17 protein-coding genes and 1 pseudogene are annotated in these 19,886 nt (G+C 72.0%); 13 read left to right on the plus strand and 5 right to left on the minus strand.

Going from position 1 to position 19,886, the window contains the following annotated elements; all coding sequences use genetic code 11:
• The first annotated feature begins 224 nt into the window (after positions 1 to 224).
• The 7 genes from K9S39_RS38355 (at position 225) to K9S39_RS38385 (ending at position 10,008) form a co-directional block, all read left to right on the plus strand.
• Positions 225 to 446 (plus strand): type A2 lantipeptide, encoded by a 222-nt coding sequence (locus tag K9S39_RS38355; protein WP_248867903.1) that lies wholly within the window; start codon positions 225 to 227, stop codon positions 444 to 446.
• A gap of 235 nt (positions 447 to 681) precedes the next feature.
• Entirely contained in the window at positions 682 to 1,491 is an 810-nt protein-coding gene (locus K9S39_RS38360; protein WP_248867904.1) for an HlyD family efflux transporter periplasmic adaptor subunit, read from the plus strand.
• Positions 1,476 to 3,842, plus strand: a complete 2,367-nt coding sequence (locus tag K9S39_RS38365) for an NHLP family bacteriocin export ABC transporter peptidase/permease/ATPase subunit (RefSeq protein ID WP_406708089.1) — start codon at positions 1,476 to 1,478, stop codon at positions 3,840 to 3,842. The genes K9S39_RS38360 and K9S39_RS38365 overlap by 16 nt, the downstream gene beginning before the upstream one ends.
• A 1-nt stretch (position 3,843) precedes the next feature.
• Entirely contained in the window at positions 3,844 to 6,765 is a 2,922-nt protein-coding gene (locus tag K9S39_RS38370; RefSeq protein ID WP_248867905.1) for an NHLP bacteriocin export ABC transporter permease/ATPase subunit, read from the plus strand.
• Positions 6,766 to 6,906: 141 nt separating this feature from the next.
• A complete protein-coding gene (locus tag K9S39_RS38375; RefSeq protein ID WP_248867906.1) occupies positions 6,907 to 7,971 on the plus strand; it encodes an ABC transporter substrate-binding protein in 1,065 nt (354 codons plus the stop codon).
• 53 nt (positions 7,972 to 8,024) lie between these two features.
• The gene (locus K9S39_RS38380) at positions 8,025 to 9,071 is read left to right on the plus strand and encodes a FecCD family ABC transporter permease (RefSeq protein ID WP_248869168.1); all 1,047 of its coding nucleotides are present in this window, start codon (positions 8,025 to 8,027) and stop codon (positions 9,069 to 9,071) included.
• A 106-nt stretch (positions 9,072 to 9,177) separates the two neighbouring features.
• Positions 9,178 to 10,008: an ABC transporter ATP-binding protein gene (locus K9S39_RS38385; RefSeq protein WP_248869169.1), complete on the plus strand. Its 831-nt coding sequence runs from the start codon at positions 9,178 to 9,180 to the stop codon at positions 10,006 to 10,008.
• An 18-nt stretch (positions 10,009 to 10,026) separates the two neighbouring features.
• Here the strand turns inward: K9S39_RS38385 and K9S39_RS42555 are convergent, their stop codons facing one another.
• The 3 genes from K9S39_RS42555 to K9S39_RS38395 are packed head-to-tail and all read right to left on the minus strand — an operon-like array spanning position 10,027 to position 12,391.
• Positions 10,027 to 10,509: an L-tyrosine/L-tryptophan isonitrile synthase family protein gene (locus K9S39_RS42555; protein WP_319949614.1), complete on the minus strand. Its 483-nt coding sequence runs from the start codon at positions 10,507 to 10,509 to the stop codon at positions 10,027 to 10,029.
• Positions 10,510 to 10,556: 47 nt separating this feature from the next.
• Positions 10,557 to 11,069 (minus strand): L-tyrosine/L-tryptophan isonitrile synthase family protein, encoded by a 513-nt coding sequence (locus K9S39_RS42560; RefSeq protein WP_319949615.1) that lies wholly within the window; start codon positions 11,067 to 11,069, stop codon positions 10,557 to 10,559.
• The gene (locus K9S39_RS38395) at positions 11,066 to 12,391 is read right to left on the minus strand and encodes a cytochrome P450 family protein (RefSeq protein WP_248867907.1); all 1,326 of its coding nucleotides are present in this window, start codon (positions 12,389 to 12,391) and stop codon (positions 11,066 to 11,068) included. The genes K9S39_RS42560 and K9S39_RS38395 overlap by 4 nt, the downstream gene beginning before the upstream one ends.
• Before the next feature lie 155 nt (positions 12,392 to 12,546).
• Between K9S39_RS38395 and K9S39_RS38400 the strand changes: the two genes are divergently transcribed.
• The 3 genes and pseudogenes from K9S39_RS38400 (at position 12,547) to K9S39_RS38410 (ending at position 15,786) form a co-directional block, all read left to right on the plus strand.
• Entirely contained in the window at positions 12,547 to 12,798 is a 252-nt protein-coding gene (locus K9S39_RS38400) for a hypothetical protein (protein ID WP_248867908.1), read from the plus strand.
• Positions 12,795 to 15,307 (plus strand): annotated as a pseudogene (locus K9S39_RS38405) (heavy metal translocating P-type ATPase). Before K9S39_RS38400 ends, K9S39_RS38405 begins: the two are co-directional and overlap by 4 nt.
• An 8-nt stretch (positions 15,308 to 15,315) precedes the next feature.
• Entirely contained in the window at positions 15,316 to 15,786 is a 471-nt protein-coding gene (locus tag K9S39_RS38410) for a copper chaperone PCu(A)C (RefSeq protein ID WP_248867909.1), read from the plus strand.
• Between the two features lie 188 nt (positions 15,787 to 15,974).
• Here K9S39_RS38410 and K9S39_RS38415 read toward each other — a convergent pair whose 3' ends face one another.
• Complete coding sequence (locus K9S39_RS38415; RefSeq protein WP_248867910.1) at positions 15,975 to 16,604, minus strand: sigma-70 family RNA polymerase sigma factor; 630 nt, start codon at positions 16,602 to 16,604, stop codon at positions 15,975 to 15,977.
• Between the two features lie 49 nt (positions 16,605 to 16,653).
• On the opposite strand from K9S39_RS38415, the gene K9S39_RS38420 reads away from it, so the two are divergent.
• Positions 16,654 to 16,920, plus strand: a complete 267-nt coding sequence (locus K9S39_RS38420; RefSeq protein WP_248867911.1) for a zf-HC2 domain-containing protein — start codon at positions 16,654 to 16,656, stop codon at positions 16,918 to 16,920.
• 248 nt (positions 16,921 to 17,168) lie between these two features.
• Here K9S39_RS38420 and K9S39_RS38425 read toward each other — a convergent pair whose 3' ends face one another.
• Positions 17,169 to 17,888: a PE-PGRS family protein gene (locus K9S39_RS38425; protein ID WP_248867912.1), complete on the minus strand. Its 720-nt coding sequence runs from the start codon at positions 17,886 to 17,888 to the stop codon at positions 17,169 to 17,171.
• Positions 17,889 to 18,226: 338 nt separating this feature from the next.
• Here K9S39_RS38425 and K9S39_RS38430 point away from each other — a divergent pair, with 338 nt between their 5' ends.
• A complete protein-coding gene (locus K9S39_RS38430) occupies positions 18,227 to 18,562 on the plus strand; it encodes a YciI family protein (RefSeq protein WP_248867913.1) in 336 nt (111 codons plus the stop codon).
• Positions 18,559 to 19,860 carry an RNA polymerase sigma factor gene (locus K9S39_RS38435; protein WP_248867914.1) on the plus strand — a complete coding sequence of 434 codons (1,302 nt, stop codon included), beginning with the start codon at positions 18,559 to 18,561 and terminating at the stop codon, positions 19,858 to 19,860. The genes K9S39_RS38430 and K9S39_RS38435 overlap by 4 nt, the downstream gene beginning before the upstream one ends.
• Positions 19,861 to 19,886 lie beyond the last annotated feature (26 nt).

Here is a 19,886-nt window from a genome sequence, read left to right on the forward strand (position 1 = left end):
GGACGTGCGTGCACGTCAGGTAATTCAGCGGACAAACACGGTCCCGATCGGCCACTGTCGGATTGGCAGGGCAACGCGCCTGCATGCTTTGATCCTTGGCACTGCGGGAGTCGCCCAAGGGTTCCCGATTTCGGGTGCCCGACAACCGCTGTGCGCGGCCGGACTGCCCTGCCGGATTGTCCGGTCGCAGCCCTTTCACAGTTATTCTTCCGAAGGGAAACATCATGAACTCCACCCCCCAGGTCCAGACCCAGGAAATCGCCGACGCCGAGCTCGACAATGTGGCCGGTGGCCTCGTTCACGAGACGCTGGGCACCGCCACCGGTCTGGTCAGCGGCGCGACCGGCGTTGACGTCAACGGCACCGTCGGCACCGCCACCGGCCTGGTCGAGGGCACGACCGGTCTGAACACCGCCCCCGTCACGGGCATCGTCACCAGCCTCTGATTCGGCCGTGTGCCACTGAAGCGGCACACGCACCAACGGTGATGACGGTATGTCGGCGACCCCTCCTTGCCGACGTGCCGGGCCGCGTGCCCCGGAATCGCCAGGCTTCGCCGGGCCTCCGGGGCACGCGGCCACCGTCGCCCGGACGCGCACCGACAGGCTCCGCACCGACGGCCGAGCCGAGCGGGGCCGCGCCGTTCTTGATACAGACCGTTGCAGTTGAGGGAAGAGTGTCGTGCAGTTCCGCCAACAGGCGCTTTCCAAGCTGCAGTCGCCGGAGGAGATCGATCTTCCGGTGCGTTTCGCCCGGCCCCAGGGCTGGCTGGTCCTGATCATCACGGTCGTCGTGGTGATCGCCGCCTCCGTCTGGGCGGTGACCGGCACCGTGGCCTCCACCCTCGGCGCGCCCGGCATCCTCACCCACGGCCAGGGCAGTTACGTCCTCCAGAGCCCCGTATCGGGCCAGGTCACCGCCGTACTCGCGGAAGAGGGCAAGCGGGTCCCCGCCAACACACCGGTGCTGAAGGTCCGCACCGCCCAGGGCACCACCACCGTCGTCCGCACCCTCGCCGCGGGCCGGCTGACCACCATGGTCGCCACCATCGGCTCCGTCGTCACCACCGGTGCGGACGTGGCCGCCGTCGAGCGGGTCGCCGAACCCGACGACCCCCTGCTGGCCACGCTCTACGTACCGGCCGACAGCGGCTCCACCATCCCCGTGGGAGCCCCCGTCGACCTCACCGTCCAGTCCGTGCCGACCCAGCGCTACGGCGTACTCCGCGGCCATGTGAAAGCGGTCGGCCGCACCGTGCAGACCCGCCGGCAGATCACCGGCTTCCTGGGCAGCAGCCAGCTCGGCGAGCAGTTCTCGCAGAAGGGCCAGCCGGTGGCCGTACTCGTCCAGCTCGACCGGTCCCCCGGCACCAAGTCCGGCTACACCTGGTCCTCTTCGGACGGCCCGCCGTACGCGGTCGACTCCATGACGCCGGCCACCGGCGCCGTCCGCCTGGCCGAGCAGCATCCGATCGATTGGCTGCTTCCGTGACCGCGCCCCACTCCGGTACCGCACCGAACGATTCCGCCATACCCCGGCAGCAGCTGCCCCCGGCGGGGGGCCGCGGGCGGCACCGCCCGGAAGCCGCGCCGAGCGGACGCCGCCGCGCGCGCCGTGACACGCCCCCGCACACCCCGAAGAAGACCAGGAACCAGCCCAAGAAGCAGTCCAGGAACCAGCCCAAGAAGCGGAAGACCGTACGCACCCCCACCGTCCTCCAGATGGAGGCCCTGGAATGCGGCGCCGCCTCACTGGCCATGGTCCTCGCCCACTACGGGCGGCATGTGCCGCTGGAGGAGCTGCGGATCGCCTGCGGTGTCTCCCGCGACGGTTCCCGGGCCAGCAACGTCCTCAAGGCCGCCCGCAGTTACGGTCTGCAGGCCAAGGGCATGCAGATGGAGCCCGCCGCACTCGCCGAGGTGCAGGCCCCGGCCATCCTGTTCTGGGAGTTCAACCACTACGTCGTCTACGACGGCATGGGCCGCCGGTTCGGCCGCCGCGGCGTGCACATCAACGACCCCGACAAGGGGCGCCGCTTCGTGGCGATGGAGGACTTCGACACCAGCTTCACCGGCGTCGTCCTGGTCTTCGAGCCCTCCGACTCCTTCCGCAAGGGCGGCCGCAAACCGGGCGTCCTGGGCGCCGTACCCGCCAGGGTGCGCGGCACCACCGGCACCCTGCTGGCCGCCCTGCTGGCCAGCCTGCTGCTCGTCGCGGTCGGCGCGGCGGTGCCCGCGCTGAGCCGTACCTACATCGACATGTTCCTGATCGGCCATCAGACCTCACTGCTGGGGCCGCTCTTCGCCTCGATGGCCACGATGGTGGCGCTCACCGCCGTACTCACCGGCCTGCAGCAGGCCAACCTGCTGCGCGGCCGCATCATCTCCTCCACCCTCAGCAGCGCCCGCTTCCTGCGGCATCTGCTCAGGCTGCCGGTCACCTTCTTCTCCCAGCGCAGCCCCGCCGACCTGGTCCAGCGGCTCCAGTCCAACGACGCGGTCGCCGAGACCCTGGCCCGCGACCTCGCCGCAGCGGGCGTGGACGGCATCGTCGTCATCCTCTACGCCGTCCTGCTGTGGACCTACGACCCCCAACTCACCGTCATCGGCGTCGGGATCGCCCTGCTCAACGTCGTCGCCATGCGCATCGTCGTCCGGCTGCGCGCCACCCGCACCGCGAAGCTGCGTGCCGACAGCGCCCGGCTGACCAACACCTCGTACACCGGCCTCCAGCTCATCGAGACCATGAAGGCCACCGGCGGCGAGAACGGCTACTTCCGCCGCTGGGCCGGCCAGCACGCGACCACCCTGGAGGAACAGCAGCGGCTCGGCGTCCCCAGCGCCTGGCTGGCCGTCGTCGCCCCCACCCTCGCCACGCTCAACAGCGCCCTGATCCTCTGGATCGGCGGACTCCGGGCCGTCGAGGGCCATATCTCGATCGGTCTGCTCGTCGCCTTCCAGGCCCTGGTCACCCGCTTCACCGCACCCATCACCCGGCTCAACGGAGTCGCCGGCCGCATCCAGGACTTCGCGGCCGATGTCGCCCGGCTCAAGGACGTCGAGAACTTCCCCGTCGACACCCTGTACTCGCGCCGGGAACCCGACGCCAGCACCCGCAGGCTCAAGGGCCATGTGACGCTGGAGAACATCACCTTCGGCTACAGCCCGCTGGACAAACCCCTGCTCACCGGCTTCTCCCTGTCCGTCGGGCCCGGCCGCCAAGTCGCCCTGGTCGGCGGATCCGGCAGCGGCAAATCCACCGTCTCCCGGCTGATCTCCGGCCTCTACGCCCCCTGGGAAGGCGCCATCCGCATCGACGGACAGCGCCTGGAGGACATCTCCCGCAGCGCGCTGGCGGCCTCCGTCTCCTTCGTCGACCAGGACGTCTTCCTCTTCGAAGGCACGGTCCGCGACAACGTCGCGCTGTGGGACCCCTCGATACCGGACGACGCCGTCATCACCGCCCTGAAGGACGCCGCCCTCTACGACGACGTCATCGCCCGCCGCCCCGACGGCATCCACAGCCGCGTCGAACAGGACGGCCGCAACTTCTCCGGCGGGCAGCGGCAGCGGCTGGAGATCGCCCGTGCCCTGGTCCGGCGACCCAGCATCCTGGTCCTCGACGAGGTGACCAGCGCCCTGGACGCACAGACCGAACAGATCATCATCGACAATCTGCGGCGCCGCGGCTGTGCCTGCGTGGTGATCGCCCACCGGCTGAGCACGGTCCGCGACAGCGACGAGATCGTGGTCCTGGACCACGGCGCGGTCGTCGAACGTGGCCGGCACGAGGACCTGGTCGCCGCCGGGGGCGCGTACGCCGAACTGGTCAAGGAGCACTGACGTGTCATCGGTACACCCGTCCGCCGTCCTGGGACCGGGCGAGAGGGACGCGGTGACGCACGCGCTGGGCGGCCTCGGCGCGCCCGTCGACTGCACCGGACTGCGCAGCGTGCCCCTGGAGGGCCCGCATGTGCTGTGGCTGGTCACCGGCGGATCCCTCGACCTCTTCGCCGTCGACGCCGTCCAGGAGGGCCACTGGCACTTCCTCGGCCGGCTCGAAGCCGGGACGCTGCTGCTCGGCCCGGTCGACGGACCCCAGCACACTCTGCTCGGCAGGCCCGCGCAGGACTGCCTGCTGCGCCGGATCCCGCTGCGCGAGCTGCCCCGGCCCGAGTACACCGAATACGGGGAGTACGGAGATCACGGGGCGTACGGCGGGTACGGGGCCGGGCATCAGGGCGGGTACGAGACCGGCTACGGGACGGGGTACGACGACACCTATGGCGGGCAGGGCGCGGCGCCGACCCCGCTGGAGCACGCCTTCGCGCTCGGCACCGCCCGCAGCCTGGGCGTCCTGTTCGAGGCCCCGCTGGACGGCCGGCCCACCGACGAAGCGGTGGCCGACGACGACATCCTCTGGATGCCCGTCCCGCCCGGCAGTGTGCAGTACGGCGCCTCGTACAGCGCGGAGGCGGTCGGCGATCTGCTGGTCGACGGCGGGCTCTGGCAGCGGATGGTCAATCAGCAGTACCGGCTGCTGTCCGCGGTGGACCGCTGGATCGAGCAGCTGGAGCGCGCGCACGAGGACCGTACGGCGGCCGGGATCAAGGCGGGCGAGGCCGTCCGCGAGCGCGCCGACCAGGCCCTGCTGGCCTCCATCGGCGGACCGGACCGCAGCGGGCGGTCCACCGCGGACCGGGCCACCGACGACACGACTTTCGCCGTCTGCCGCCGGGTCGCCGAGGCGGCCGGGATCACCCTCACCGAGCCCCCCAAGGGCGGCACCGTCAACGATCGGGTCAGCCCCGTCGAACGCATCGCCGTCGCCTCACGGATCCGCACCCGCGCCGTCCGGCTCGGCGGCCGCTGGTGGCGCAGCAACACCGGCCCTCTCGTCGGCCACCGGGCCAAGTCCGGCGCCCCCGTCGCGCTGCTGTGGCGCCGCGGCCGGTACGAGGCGGTCAACCCGGCATCCGGGCTGCGGATACGCATCGGCAAGGACAACGCCGACGAGTTCGAGCCGCGCGCCGTGATGTTCTACCGGCCGCTGCCGGAACGGCCCATGTCCCTGTGGCGGCTGATGCGCTTCAGCCTCCGCGACAGCCGGATGGACCTGCGCAATCTGGCGCTCAGCGGACTGGTGACCGTCGGCCTCGGCGCGCTGGTCCCGATCGCGACCGGCCAGGTGCTGGGTGTGTTCGTACCGGCCGCAGAGAAGGGCCTCATCGTCCAGGTCTCCCTCGCGGTCATCATCACCAGCATTGTCACCGCCGCCTTCACCCTGCTCCAGAACCTCACCGTCCTGCGGATGGAGGGCCGTATCGAGAGCGCGCTGCAACCGGCCATCTGGGACCGGCTGTTGCGGCTGCCCACCAAGTTCTTCACCGAACGCTCCACCGGAGAACTGGCCAGCGCGGCCATGGGCATCAGCGCCATCCGGCGGGTGCTGTCCGGCGTCGGCCCGGTGGCCGTACAGGCGAGCACCGTCGGGGCGATGAACCTCGTACTGCTGCTGCTCTTCAGCGTGCCGCTCGCGCTGGCGGCGATCGGCATGCTGATCGTCATCGGCGCGGTGTTCCTCGGGATGGGCCTGTGGCAGCTGCGTTGGCAGCGGCGGCTGGTCAAGCTCAGCCACAAGCTCAACAACCAGGCATTCCAGACCCTGCGCGGGCTGCCCAAACTACGCGTCGCCGCGGCCGAGAGCTTCGCCTACGCCGCCTGGGCCCGGGAGTTCGCCCGCTCCCGCGAGATGCAGCAGCGGGCCGGCCGCATCAAGAACCTCACTACCGTCCTCGACGCCGTCTACCTCCCGCTCGCCTCGCTGACCATGTTCATGCTGCTGGCCGGCCCGGCCCGCGGCAGTATGTCGGCCGCCGCGTTCCTGACCTTCAACACCTCCGTGACCATGCTGCTCACCTCGGTCACCCAGATTTCCGGGGCACTGGTCTCGGCCGCCGCCGCGCTCCCCATGTTCGAGCAGATCAAGCCCGTCCTCGACGAGGCGCCGGAGGTCCGCGGCGCCAGTGCGCAACCCGGCACGCTGGCCGGGGGAATGGAGGCCCGCAAACTCTCCTTCCGCTACACCGACGACGGCCCGTTGGTCCTCGACGATGTCTCCCTCCACGTACGGCCCGGCGAGTTCGTGGCCATCGTCGGCCCCAGCGGCTGCGGCAAGTCCACCCTCCTCCGACTGCTCATCGGCTTCGACAAACCCGCCTCGGGCAGCGTGCTCTACGACGGCCAGGACCTGTCCGCGCTGGACCAGGCCGCGGTACGCCGCCAGTGCGGGGTCGTCCTGCAGAACGCCCAGCCGCTCACCGGATCGATCCTGGACTGCATCTGCGGCGCCGAGTCCTTCACCCAGGAGGAGGCGTGGCAGGCCGCGGCGATGGCCGGCCTGGCCGAGGACATCAAGCGGATGCCGATGGGCATGCACACCATGATCGCGGGCGGTGCCGGGATCTCCGGCGGCCAGCGGCAGCGGCTGATGATCGCCCAGGCGTTGGTCCGCCGCCCGCGCATCCTCTTCTTCGACGAGGCCACCAGCGCCCTGGACAACGAGACCCAGCGCATCGTCATCGAGAGCACCCGCGAACTGAGCGCCAGCCGGGTGGTCATCGCCCACCGGCTGACCACGGTCATGGACGCCGACCGCGTGATCGTCATGTCCGACGGCCGGGTCGTCGAACAGGGCCCGCCGGCCGAACTGCTCGCCGACACCGGCGGCCATCTGCACGAACTGGTGCGACGGCAGCTGGCCTGAGCCACACACAACCGGCACGCGCGGCGGGAACCGCACGCGGGGCCTGTCCGACTACCTGTGCCGGGCCGTGACCGCGGCCCGTCGGCCGGAGAGCCGTCATGGCGGCCGGCCGGTGAGTCGTAGTGGCAGGGAGAAAGTGGTATGCGCCGTTGGAAGATGAGTGGTGTCGCGGTGCTCGTCGCATGGGCCGTGACCGCGTGCGGGGGCGGTAGCGGCGGTACGGGGGCGGATACCTCGGGGAAGGGCACCGCCGGCTTCCCGCTCAAGGTCGCCGACTGCCACGGCGCCGAAACCACCTTCTCTTCCCCGCCCCGCAAGATCGTCACCAGCAATGCCGCCGCCCTGGAGATGCTGCTGCGGCTGGGCGCGGGCGACCGGGTCGTCGGGACCGGATTCCCGCCCAGGAAGGGCAGGTTGCCGGGCTCTCTGGGAGAACAGGCCCGGAAGGTCCCGGTGCTGGGGAAAACCGTGATCCCCAAGGAGAAGCTGCTCGGATCGGGAACCGATCTCTACATCGACACCTTCGCCTCGATGCAGAACATGCGCGGGGCAGGCGACGCGCCGACCGAAGAGGAATTCAAGGCGGCGGGAATCAAGCACATCTACCTGGCGTCCACCGCCTGCGCCTCGATGGCCAAGGGACCGCAGCGGGATCTGTCCGGTGTCGAGGGCGACATCACCAGGCTGGGCGCGGTGACCGGGACGGCGAAGCGGGCCCGGGAACTGGTCGCGGGCATGCGGTCGAAGGTCGCGGCGGTCCGCAAGGTCGTGGACGACGTACCGAGGGACAAGCGGCCCGGATACTTCTTCTTCGACTTCGACGCCGGGACCAGGCAGCCGATCGCCGTATGCAGTAAGCAGGTCGCGAACGCGGTGATCAACCAGGCCGGGGCGCGCAATGTCTTCGACGGCTGCGACGGCGACTTCAAGCCCGTCTCGTGGGAGGACGTGGTCGACAAGGACCCGGACTGGATCCAGCTCGGGGTGCGCGACCGGGGCGACGCGGCGGCCAACGCCACGGCGTACGAGGAGGCCGCGGCATTCCTGAAGGGCTTCCCCGCCACGAAGGGGCTCCAGGCCGTACGGGACGGGAAGTTCCTGCGGATCGGCTCGGAGCAGACGACGATCGCCGGCGTCGGCAACGCGGACGCGGTCGAGGAGATCGCGCACACGCTCTACCCGACCATGTTCAAGGCGGCCCGGTAGTGGGGGCGGTGGGGACGGCGGACTCCCGTGACTCCCATGACTCCCTTGACTCCATCGCCTCGGCTGATTCCCGGCGCACGGCGCGTACCGGGCTGCTGTCCGTCGGTCTCGCGGCCGCGCTCGCGGTGGCGTCGACCCTCGCCGTATCCCTCGGCTCCACGGACATCCCGCCCGGCGAGGTGTGGTCGGTGGTGCTCCGCCGACTGGGCGGCGCGGCGCCCCGGCCGGGCACCGACGACCTCATCGTATGGCAACTCCGTGTCCCCAGAGCCCTGTTGGCGGCACTCGTCGGCGCGGGCCTCGGCGTGGTGGGCACCGCGACCCAGGCCCTGGTACGCAACCCCCTCGCCGACCCGTATCTGCTGGGCATCTCCAACGGCGCCTCGCTCGGTGCGGTCGCCGCGATCGTGCTGGGGGTGAGCGGCGGCGGGGTACTCGGCCTGGGGCTGTCCGCGGCCGCCTTCGCGGGGGCGCTCGCCGCCTTCACACTGGTGTGGTTCATGGCACGGCGGGGTGGGGGATTCTCGCCGCTGCGGCTGGTGCTGGCCGGGGTGGGGATCGGCCAGTTCCTTTCCGGGTTCACCAGCTATCTGGTGCTGCAGGCCGGGGACGAACAACAGACCCGCAGCGTGCTGTTCTGGCTGATGGGCAGCCTGAGCGGGGCGACCTGGGACGTGCTGTGGCTGCCGGCGATCGCGGTCGCGGCCGGTCTGCTCGCGCTCCAGGCCCGCGCCCGCGCCCTGAACGCGCTGCTCATGGGCGACGAAACGGCCGCCGGGGTGGGTGTGGACGTCACCCGGCTGCGCCGCGAACTGTTCGTGACGACCAGCCTGCTGACCGGCGTCCTGGTCGCCGTTTCCGGGGCGATCGCCTTCGTCGGCCTGATGGTGCCGCATCTGTGCCGCCTGATCGTCGGCGGCGATCATCGCCGGCTGCTGCCGCTGTCCGCCCTCACCGGCGCCCTGCTGCTGGTCGTGGTGGACGTGGTGTGCCGCACGGCCATGGCCACCCAGGAACTCCCGGTGGGCGTGGTCACGGCGATGATCGGCGCCCCGGCCCTGCTGTTCGTCCTGGACCGGCGGCTGGCGGCGGGCGGATGACCGGCGGAGACGGCGAGCTGACGGCCGAGAACGAGGAACCGATGGCCGGGGAAGAGGCGCGCTGATGGCCGGGGATGAGGCGCTGAAGGCGGGGGACGAGTCGCTGATGACAGGGAACGCGGGGCGGAAGACGGGGGACGAGGAACGCAGGGCCGCCGGCGCCGCGCGTATCGACATCGAGAACCTGCAAGTCGCCTACGCGGGCCGGAACGTCGTCGCGGGTGTGCATCTGGTGGCGGCGGAGGGCGAGATCGCGGGACTGGTCGGTCCCAACGGCAGCGGCAAGTCCAGCGTGCTGCGGACCGTCTACCGGTATCTGCGGCCCGCAGCCGGCCGGGTACTGCTGGCCGGGGCCGATATCCGCGCACTGGCACCCGGTCGGGCGGCCCGCCAGGTCGCCGCGTTGCCGCAGGAGCGCGGCAGCGACTTCGAGCTGACCGTGCGCGAGGTGGTGACGATGGGCCGTACGCCCTACAAGCGGGCCTTCGCCCGGGAGGACCGCCACGACCGGGACCTCGTGGCCCGCTCACTGGCCGCCGTCGGCATGGCGGGACAGGAGGCGCGCCGGTTCTCCGCGCTCTCCGGCGGCGAACGCCAACGCGCCCTGCTGGCACGGGCATTCGCGCAGGACCCGGACGTATTGGTGCTGGACGAACCCACCAACCACCTCGACGTACGGCACCAGGTGGAGCTGCTCGGCCTGCTGCGCGCCCAGGGCCGTACGACGCTGATCTCCCTGCACGACCTGAACGCGGCGGCGTCCCTGTGCGACCGGCTGCATGTACTGAACGCAGGGCGGGTGGTGGCGTCCGGTACGCCGCGCGAGGTGCTGACGGCGGAGCTGCTCGCCGAGGTGTTCGGCGTACGGGCGGCGGTGACCGAACACCCGCTGACCGGCGATCCGTTGATCGCCTTCGATCACCGGCACTCGCTGTAGCGCGCAGCCGGCCCCACCTCACTCCCTCGCGAGGAAGTGGCTCGGTCGTCCCTGGTGCACCACCAGGCGGCCGAGTCGCTCGGCGTCCGCTCTGCGCATCAACTCCAGCCGTCCATCGGTATGTTGCAGCAGCGAGGAATGCCAGGGGGTCATCCACACATCCGGCGAGTCGAGCAGCCGGATCCCGAACCTGGCCGATCCGCGCGGCTGCGGATGAATGGAGAGCCGGAACGCCTCCGGCCAGTGCTCGGCGATCAGCTCGCCCCAGGCGCGGCTGCGCTGGATCACGCCGTACGCACGGCGCCGGCAGTCGCGTTGCCGTGCCGAACGGGTGCCGGGGAAGGCGGTGGTGTCCTCGAAGAGGAACCGGGTGATGCCCTGGTAGAGCCGCCGGGTGGCTTCGTCCGTGCGGGTCCGGGAGCGCAGGGTGTCCAGGGACGGGGCGTAGCGTTCATGGACGAGGGACCGTTTGGCGTCGTGCGACAGGCCGGTCCCGTACACATCCCGCAGGTCGAAAATCTCCAGATGGCGGAGGTCCGCATCGTGGATCAGCGAGCGCAGCGCAGCGCATCGCCGTAGGCGTCGATGTCGCGGTCGGGGACGTTGATGAGATCGCTGAAGACATGCCCGTCCGAGCAGATGACCAGCCGCGCCCCGGGCGGATGGATGGCCGTGATGCGGGCGCACAGGGCGTCGAGGAAGCGCAGCGCCTGCCGTTCGCCCTCGTCGGGGAGGGCACCCAGGACCTTGGCCGGGTTGGGCGACTTGCAGGGAAAGCCCGGCAGGACGAAGACGATCGGTTCGCCCGCCGCCACCGGCCCGGCGAGCTGCCGCAGTTGGGCGGGGAATGCGTCGGGAGTGTCGGGGGTGGGAGTGTCCTGGGCGAGAGGGCACGTGTCAGCGGGGCCGCGGGTGTCAGCGGTGTCCAGGGTGTCGGTGGTGTCCAAGGTGCGCCGGTACGGCAGGAGCACGGCGAGGATCGCGGCACAGACGTCCTCGTGGTCGGCGCGCCCGGCCGGACGGTGCGGGGTCAGGGTGGTCAGCGGGGTCACGGTGGTCATGCGACGGGGCACCCGCCCGACCGGTCGGCGTCAGGTCTGTACGCCACCGGGAGTTGGTTTCCGTACGCCACGGGAAGTTGGTCCCCGTACGCCACCGGGAGGTGGTTGACGCCGCGGGCGAGGACCGCCGGAATCCAGGTGAGTTCGTCCTCCGGGACGGCCAGCCGGAGGGCGGGCAGCCGCCGGAGCAGGGTGCCGATGGCTATCCGGAGTTCGACGCGGGCGAGCGCGGCGCCGGGACAGAAGTGGCTGCCGTGGCCGAAGGCGAGGTGCGGGTTGGGGCTGCGGTCGAAGTCCAGCGTGTCGGCGCCGGTGAACCGCCGGGGGTCTCGGTTGGCCGCGCACAGGGAGACGATCACGGAGTCGCCCGCCGGGATCCGGGTCCCGTGCAGCTCGGCGTCCTCGGCGAAGAACCGCCAGGTCGTCACCTCGAAGGCACTGTCGTGGCGCAGCAGTTCCTCGACGGCCCGGGGCAGCAGCTCCGGTCGGGCGGCGAGCGCCGTGAGGTGCTCGGGGTGGCGCAGCAGGGTGATCAGGGCGGTGGTGATCTGGTTGGTGACCGGTTCCTGTCCGGCGACCAGCAGCTGGAAGATCATGGAGTCCAGCTCTTCGGGGCTCAGCCGTCCGTCGTCGCGGGCGGCCACCAGACGGGAGAGCAGATCCTCACCCCGACTGCCGTTGTCTTGCTCGCCGCGCTTGTGGGCGACGAGGTCGGCGATGTACTGCTGAAGCCCGCACAGCCGCGCCTCGTACGCGGGACGGCCGGGGTCCTGCGGGCCGACGGGCTGTACGACCTTGCCCCAGTCGCGGTCGAAGCGGTCGGCGAACTCCCGCGGCAGGCCGATGACTTCGGCCAGCACCTGGAAGGGGAAGCGGGCGGCGAAGGCGTCGACGAGGTCGGCCCGGCCGGTGCCGGGGAGCGTGTCGAGCAGCGCATCCGCCATGGCCTGGAAACGGGGCCGGAGCTCTGCGACGCGCTGTGGGGCGAAGGCGTCGGTGATCAGCCGGCGCATCGAGGCGTGCTCGGGCGGGTCCTGGTGGAGGAGGTGCACCTGGAGCCGGGAGTGCTGTGGTTCCGGCATGATCGACGCGCGGGCCCGCCAGGCGGCGTTGCCACGCGAGTGGTGCTTGCCGAGGCGGGTGTCGGTCAGTGTCCGGTGGGCGGCCTCGTAGCCGGTGACGAGCCAGGCGCACACCCCGCTCGGAAACCGCACCCGGTGGACCGGACCGCGCTCGCGCAGCTCGGCGTACAAGGGGTAGGGGTCGCGTTTGTAGTCCGTCCCGTACAGCTCTACGGGAACGCGCTCGGGTGATGCGGCCATGGCTCTCCTTGTGTCTCTGCGGACGGGCATGTGAGAGGTCGGGTGCGAGCGGCGTTGAGTTCCCGCTGCATACAGGCGCGTGCACCGGAACTCATCCGCTCCCCGAACCGACTCACTGGACCCGACCTTCCGAAATCCGGAGCTCTGGAGCGGAGATGTCCCCTTTCCCGGCCGACCGCAGTCGGCCCGTTCTTCCCCAGGCCGTCCGACGGCCGCTGCCCGCACGGCCGGTCCTCGGCTTCGCCGTCCTGCTCGTGGCGCTGTTCGCGCTGTCGTACGCGGTCGGTACGGTCGCCGGACCGGTCGCTCCGGGCCTGCGTCCCGCCGATGGCGTCCGTACCGCGGACTCCGAGCCCATGGGTGACGGCGACATGGGCGGGATGCACGGGATGGGTGGGACGCGATGACCACGCAGCCGTGCGGCGCCGACACCACCCCCGCACCGGCGGCGCCCACCCTCACCACCACCCTGACCGTCGGCGGAATGACCTGCGCCGCCTGCGTGGGCCGGGTCGAGAAGAAGCTCGGCCGCCTCGACGGCGTATCGGCCACGGTGAATCTGGCCACCGGCCGGGCCCGCGTCAGCCACCCCGAGGCGGTGCCCGTCGGCGAGTTGATCGCGACTGTCGAGGCCGCCGGATTCACCGCCCGACCGAAGGAACCCGCAAGGGGATGGGAAGGGGTGGAGGGTTCCGCTACCCAGCCACCCCAGGCAGTCCGGGACGACTACGCCACCACCACTCACCACACCACCAACACCGCAACCGAGAGCGCCCCCGACACCAAGAGCTCCCCCGGCCCCGACCCCGCCCCCCCCGCGCCGAGCGCCGCCGGCTGCTGGTCACTGCCCTGCTGGCCCTCCCGGTCCTGGTCCTCTCCATGGTCCCCGCCTGGCAGTTCCGCGACTGGCAGTGGCTCTGCTTCGTGCTTGCCGCGCCCGTCGCCGTATGGGGCGCGGCCCCTTTCCACGCCCGCGCGCTGCGCGGCCTGCGGCACGGCGCCGCGACCATGGACACTCTCGTCTCCCTCGGCGTCGCCGCGTCGTTCTCCTGGTCCGCGTACGCGCTGTTCCTCGGCGGAGCCGGTGAGCCCGGTATGACCATGCCCTTCAGCCTGGTGCCCGCCGCCGGCGACGGGGCCGCCCACCTCTATCTGGAAGCCGCCGTCGGCGTTCCGCTGTTCGTGCTGGCCGGCCGTCGGATGGAAGCCAGGGCGCGGCGCGGCACGGGTTCCGCGCTGCGCGCGCTGGCCGAGCTCGCCGCCAAGGACGTCACCGTACGGGTGGACGGTGTGGAACGGCGCATCCCGGTGGATCACCTCCGCGTCGGCGATCGCTTCCTCGTACGGCCCGGGGAGCGCGTCGCCACCGACGGCACCGTGACCGAGGGCCGTGCCGCCCTGGACCTCTCCCTGATCACCGGCGAGAGCCGTCCGGTCGAGGCCGGGCCGGGCTCGGAGGTGGTCGGCGGCGCGGTCAACTCCGGTGGACTGCTGGAGGTCCGGGCCGGTGCCGTGGGCGCGGACACCCAACTCGCCCGGATCACCCGGCTCGTCGAGGACGCCCAGACCGGCAAGACGAAGGCGCAGCGACTCGCCGACGCGGTGGCGGGCGTCTTCGTCCCCGCCGTGCTGACCGTGTCCGTCACCGTCCTGGGGTTCTGGCTCGGCGCCGGGGCGGATGCACAGACAGCCGTCACCGCCGCGGTGGCCGTCCTCGTCGTCGCCTGCCCCTGCGCGCTGGGACTCGCCACCCCGACCGCGCTGCTGGCCGCCACCGGGCGCGGCGCCCAGCTCGGGATCCTGGTCAGCGGCCCGCAGGCGCTGGAGCAGCTGCGCCGTATCGACACCGTCGTCCTGGACAAGACCGGCACCCTCACTGCGGGCCGGATGAGCGTCACCGCACTCACTTCTCGTACGGACGGCCTCGATCCCGCCGACATCCTCCGGTCGGCCGCCGCCGTCGAGCAGGGCTCCGAGCACCCGCTCGCCCGCGCCGTCATCGACCGTGCCCAGCAGCTCCACCCCGGTCAACCCCTCCCTCCCGTAAGCGACTTCACCGCCACGCCCGGGTACGGCGTACGCGGCACGGTGGACGGCCATGAGGTGACGCTCGCTCGGCCCGGGGGCGTCGACGGCCTGCCCGCTCCGCTGCCGGATGCGGTACATACGGCGGAGGCCGCGGGCCACACCGCGGTCCTGGTCACCGTCGACGGGGCCCCGGAAGCGGTGGTCGCCGTCGGCGATCCGCTCCGCCCCGACAGCTACCGTGCCGTCGACCATCTGCGCCGCCTGGGGCTGCGACCGGTCCTGGCCACCGGGGACCGGGAGGCCACCGCCCGCGCCGTGGCCGGGCATCTCGCCATCACCGAGATCCATGCCGAGGCCCGCCCCCAGGACAAGGCGGCGCTGGTCGGCACCTTGCGGGAGCAGGGCGGCCGGGTCGCCGTCGTGGGTGACGGCGTCAACGACGCCGCGGCCCTCGCGCTCGCCGACCTCGGTATCGCCATGGGCAGCGGCACCGACGCCGCGATCGGTGCTGCCGATATCACCCTCGTCCGTGAGGACCTCCAGGCCATCGCCGACGCCGTACGCCTGGCCCGCCGCACGCTGGGCGCCATCCGCGCCAACCTGATCTGGGCCTTCGGCTACAACCTGGTCACCGTGCCGCTGGCCGCCGTCGGCCTGCTCAACCCGATGCTCGCGGCCGCCGCCATGTCCGCCAGCTCCCTGCTCGTCGTGGGCAACAGCCTCCGGCTACGGGCCTGGCAGCCGACGCGGGCGTCACAGCCGGCCCGTCGCACCAACAAGGCAGGCACGAGCAACGCAGGTACCAACAACGCGGGCGCCGGCCCTACAGGCACGAGCAACGCAGGCAGGAACAGCGCCCGGGGTCAGGGCACTTGGGAGACGGTATGAATACGAGCATGAACCGGCCGCGTAGGGCGGCGCTCGCCGTACCACTGCTCGTATGCCTGGCAACGCTAGGCATGCTCACCGCCTGGACCGCCACCGGCAACGCGGGGACGCCCGCGCGTCTCAGCGCTGCCGAGGGCCGGGTGCTGATCCCCTCCGCCCCGGAGGCCACCGCGGCGTTCTTCACCGTCCGCAACACCGGTACGGCGGACGACCAACTGACCGGCGTCACCGGTCCGGCGGGCCACCGCATCATGCTCAGTCGCATGGTCGACATCGGGCACAACGCCCGGAGCATGGAGATGGTCCGCGCCGCCACCGTCCCGGCGGGCGGCGTGCTGCGGATGACGGCGACCACCCTGGACGCCATGATCAGCCCGCCCCCGCGGCTGGCACCGGGGGACCGGCTCTCCTTCACGCTGCACTTCCGCGACAGCCCATCGCTGACCGTCCGGGCGAGGGCTGTACACCCAGGTCGGTGACCCAGAGGCCGGTGGTCCGGGGCTCGGGCCATTCCGACTCGGGCCATTCCGATTCGGACCGTTCCGGCCCTGACCCATCGGACACGTCCCAGGGCCCGGCACGGGGCCCGTGGACCGGCCGTCGCCCGTCCACGAGCCCCGTGATCCCGGAGCTTCCCCTCAGGAGCGGCCCTCGGGCTCGGCCCCCCTCAGGCCACCGCCCCCGCCAGAGCGCCCCGCGCGTCCTCCGCTTTCCCGGGTTCCACCTGCGCGGCTTCCACCTCCGAGGCTTCCCCCTCCGCTTCCGTCAGCCGTGCGATAAGCGTCTCCCGCGCCCGTGCCACCCGGGATCGTACGGTTCCCACCGGGCAGCCCATCACCCCGGCGGCCTCCGCGTAGGGCAGCCCCAGCAGCTGGGTCAGCACAAACGCCTCCCGCCGCCCCGGCACCAGTGCCGACAGCAGCTCCGCCAGCGCGACACCCTCGTCGAACCCGGGCAGACCACGCGGCTGCACCCGCTCCGCCGCCGTCTGCCAGTCGTCGGTCGCGGCCAGCCGGGGCCGGACCGCATGGGAGCGGATCCGGTCCGCCACCACCCGCCGGGCGATGGTCAGCAGCCAGGTCCGCGCCGATGACCGCCCCTCGAACCTCGGCAGGCTGCGCAACGCCCGTACATAGGTGTCCTGCAGCAGGTCGTCGGCCGCCTGCGGATCACCGCTCAGATGCGTGACATAGCGCCGTACATCGAGCTGAGTGGCCCTGACGAACTGTTCCACGGCCCGCTCGTCACCGGTACGGGCGGCCAGCGCCCACCCCGTCACCGCTTCGTCGTCACGCATACCGCGACCGCCCCTCGCCGCACGTCCGCGCTTCGGGGAGGATGGGCGCATGCTCTGCTCGCGCATCCGCACGGCCCTCTCCGCCCGCCAGGACGGCGAGCGAATGCCGCCCGGTATCACCATTCGCCGGCTCGACGACCATCTGGTGGGCTGCGCCGACTGCCGCCGATGGGACGCGCGGGCGCGACAACTGACGGCGGACACCGAGGCCCACCTGGCGCACACGGACGCCGAGACGGCGTCCGCTGAGACACTGCTCGCCCGTCTGCGGCAGGCGGCCGCGGCCGACGCATCGGCGGGGACACGCGCCCGGTGACAGAGGCAACGACGCGACCGGAGAAGGAAGTACCGACGCGCCCAGCGACAGAGGCAGGGACGCGCCCGGAGAAGGAAGTGCGGATCCGGGCAGCGCTGCCGCCGGCATCCGGACTGGAAAGATCATCTGGAGTCCTTCGCGTGATCCGGTCACCGCGAGCCGCGGGACCGGTGATGTCGGCCCCCGGGAGAGCCGGCGCATGACATCGGCGCCAGGCCGGCCCGGGAACCGGGAATTCGGCCGTGCTGTCAGACGACAGCCGGCCCACGCGGCGGACCCCGCAACGAGATGGCATGGGCCAGCAGGAGCGTCCGCGCCGCATGCCGCGGCTCCTTCCGGGAGGCGCGTACGGCGGGCGGCGCCTCGGGCAGAACGATCCGCAGGATCAGCACCAGCGGCGCGAACAACCGCGCCGACACGGTCCGTACGAGCCTGAAGGCCGCCCGTTCCCCGCCCCACAGCCACCACGCGCTCAACAGCGCGACCAGCAGGTGCGCGGCGAGCATGCCGCTCCCGCTGCCACTGCCGTGCATCGCATGCGACATGCCCGGCATCTGATCCATCGGCCCCAGCTGCTGCACCTGATGGATCTGCTGGGTCTGATGCACCTGCTGGAACTGCTCCAGCCGCGCGGACGGCATGCCCTCCGCCCCGCACAGCCACGTATTCGCCCACTCCCGCATGAGCGACAGTCGCCCACCACCGGAGTCGGTGACCGCCTGGCCGAACGAGAAGGCGCTGTGCAGCGCCGCCTGGGTGCCGACGGTCAGCAACCCCACCAGCATCGGCCCGCGTTCCCGCCCGGCGAAGCACCAGGCGACGGCCGTGGTTCCCAGCCCCGCGACGAGCAGCATCCACCCGGGCAGGGGCGTATCCGACATCAGCGTGTGCCCCAGTGCGGTGAGCAGCACACAGACCGCCGCGAACACCGCCGCGCGCAGTCCTCTGAGTACGTCCCCCGCATCCATGACGCGCCCATCGTCGCACCCCGCCCTGCGGGCCGGACGCGAGGGTCGGCCGGTGGGGCGCGCGCCGTACGAATACGCGGCAGCAGTACGGGACCCGCGGTAGCAGTACGGGAAAGGCGGCAGCCGTCCGGATCGCGGAGCCGTCCGGATGCGCGGTAGCAGTACGGATATGCCGCATCTGCGATCGGGTGGCACCGGCGACCCCTCGGCCTGTCGCCCGTCGAGAAGTATTCCGCGGGGTGTCGAATCGGCAGACCTGCGGCGTCGTCGTGGACGAGGCCGCGAGAAGAGCGGCAAGAGCCGCGGAACGCGCGGCGGATCCCTGCCGAGGAGGCGCAATGCCCAAGTACGTGATGCTGACCTATCTGCCGGCGGGCGGCGAGCCCGCTCCCGAGGAGGTGGGCGCCCGCTGGGGCGCCTACCACCAGGCCATCAAGGACGCCGGGGTGCTCGTCGCCAACGCGGGGCTGGCCAGGCCCGATGTGGCGACGACCGTGCGGGTCGGCGACGACGGGACGCAGCTCACCGACGGGCCGTTCGCGGAGACCGAGGAGTATCTCGCCGGGTTCTTCCTGATCGAGGTCGAGGACCTGGACGAGGCGCTGAAGTGGGCCGCGGAGATGCCGAACAGCCGCTACGGGCCCGTTGAAGTGCGGCCCGTCTGGGGCGCGTGAGCCCGCGCGACAACGAGCGGTGGCCGGGCCCGGACCCGGCCGCCACCGTCGAGCGCACCTTCCGCGAGGAGCGGGCCGCCGTCCTCGCGACGCTGATCCGGCACCTCGGCGACTTCCAGCTCGCCGAAGACGCCGTCCAGGACGCCTTCGCGGCCGCGCTCGCGACCTGGCCCGACGACGGGATCCCCGACCGCCCCGGCACCTGGCTCATGGTGACCGCCCGCCGCAAGGCGATCGACCGGCTACGGCGCGAGCGTGCCGTGACCGACCGGATCGCGCGGCTGGCGGAACTCGCCGGGCTCGACGCACCGGAGTACCCGCAGGAGCACCCACTGGAGACCGGCGCCGTCACCGACGACCGGCTGCGGCTGATCTTCACCTGCTGTCATCCCGCGCTCGCGCCGCCCGCCCGGGTCGCGCTGACGCTCAAGACGCTCGGCGGCCTCAGCACCGCGGAGGTCGCCCGCGCGTTCGTCGTCGGCGAAACGACGATGGCGCGGCGACTGGTGCGCGCCACACGCAAGATCGCCGACGCCCGGATCCCGTACCGCGTCCCCGGCGACGACGCGCTCCCCGAGCGTCTGAACGGGGTGCTGTCCACCGTCCACCTGATCTTCAACAAGGGCTATGGGGCAGCCGAGGACGGTGAGGGGGAGCGTCTGGTCCGTGGTGAGTTGTGCGAGGAGGCGATCCGGCTGGGGCGGCTGCTGTGCGAGCTGATGCCGCACGACGCCGAGGTGCGCGGGCTGCTCGCGCTGATACTGCTCCACGACGCGCGGCGTGCCGCCCGGGTCGATCCGCAGGGCCGGTATGTGCCGATGGACGCAGAGGACCGCGCGCGCTGGGACGCGGCGCGGATCGCGGAGGGCCAGGAGGTGCTCGCCGAGGCGCTCGCGCTCCGCCGCGCCGGCCCGTACCAGCTGCGGGCCGCGATCGCGGCGCTGCACGTCGAGGCGCCGAGCGCGGCGGAGACGGACTGGGAGACGATCGCCGAACTGTACGGGGCGCTCGGCCGGCTGACGCCCTCACCGGTGGTCGAGGTCCACCGCGCGGTGGCGGTCGCCGGGGCCCGCGGACCACGGGCCGGCCTCGCACTGCTGACCCCCCTGCTCGACGATCCTCGCCTGACCCACTGTCAGCCCCTTTACGCGGCCCACGCCGACCTGCTGAGACGGGCCGGCGACCGTGCGGCCGCGCGGCGGGCGTACGAGCGGGCGCTCGCGCTGACCGAGAGCGCCGTCGAGCAGGCCGAGTTGGCGCGTCGGCTGGCGGAGCTGGGGACCGAGGAGGGGGCGTAAGAAGGGCGTGCGATGCCGGGTTGAAG

It is taken from the genome of Streptomyces halobius (assembly GCF_023277745.1).
In the GTDB taxonomy this organism is placed as follows: domain Bacteria; phylum Actinomycetota; class Actinomycetes; order Streptomycetales; family Streptomycetaceae; genus Streptomyces; species Streptomyces halobius.

Excerpts from the sequence above, each read along its gene's own strand:
- K9S39_RS38430 (WP_248867913.1), top strand. The coding sequence starts at position 18,227 with ATGCCCAAGTACGTGATGCTGACCTATCTGCCGGCGGGCGGCGAGCCC.
- K9S39_RS42560 (WP_319949615.1), bottom strand. The coding sequence starts at position 11,069 with ATGACCACCGTGACCCCGCTGACCACCCTGACCCCGCACCGTCCGGCC.
- K9S39_RS38415 (WP_248867910.1), bottom strand. The coding sequence starts at position 16,604 with ATGCGTGACGACGAAGCGGTGACGGGGTGGGCGCTGGCCGCCCGTACC.
- K9S39_RS38395 (WP_248867907.1), bottom strand. The coding sequence starts at position 12,391 with ATGGCCGCATCACCCGAGCGCGTTCCCGTAGAGCTGTACGGGACGGAC.
- K9S39_RS38355 (WP_248867903.1), top strand. The coding sequence starts at position 225 with ATGAACTCCACCCCCCAGGTCCAGACCCAGGAAATCGCCGACGCCGAG.
- K9S39_RS38400 (WP_248867908.1), top strand. The coding sequence starts at position 12,547 with ATGTCCCCTTTCCCGGCCGACCGCAGTCGGCCCGTTCTTCCCCAGGCC.
- K9S39_RS38385 (WP_248869169.1), top strand. The coding sequence starts at position 9,178 with ATGACAGGGAACGCGGGGCGGAAGACGGGGGACGAGGAACGCAGGGCC.
- K9S39_RS38410 (WP_248867909.1), top strand. The coding sequence starts at position 15,316 with ATGAACCGGCCGCGTAGGGCGGCGCTCGCCGTACCACTGCTCGTATGC.
- K9S39_RS38375 (WP_248867906.1), top strand. The coding sequence starts at position 6,907 with ATGCGCCGTTGGAAGATGAGTGGTGTCGCGGTGCTCGTCGCATGGGCC.
- K9S39_RS38425 (WP_248867912.1), bottom strand. The coding sequence starts at position 17,888 with ATGGATGCGGGGGACGTACTCAGAGGACTGCGCGCGGCGGTGTTCGCG.
- K9S39_RS38420 (WP_248867911.1), top strand. The coding sequence starts at position 16,654 with ATGCTCTGCTCGCGCATCCGCACGGCCCTCTCCGCCCGCCAGGACGGC.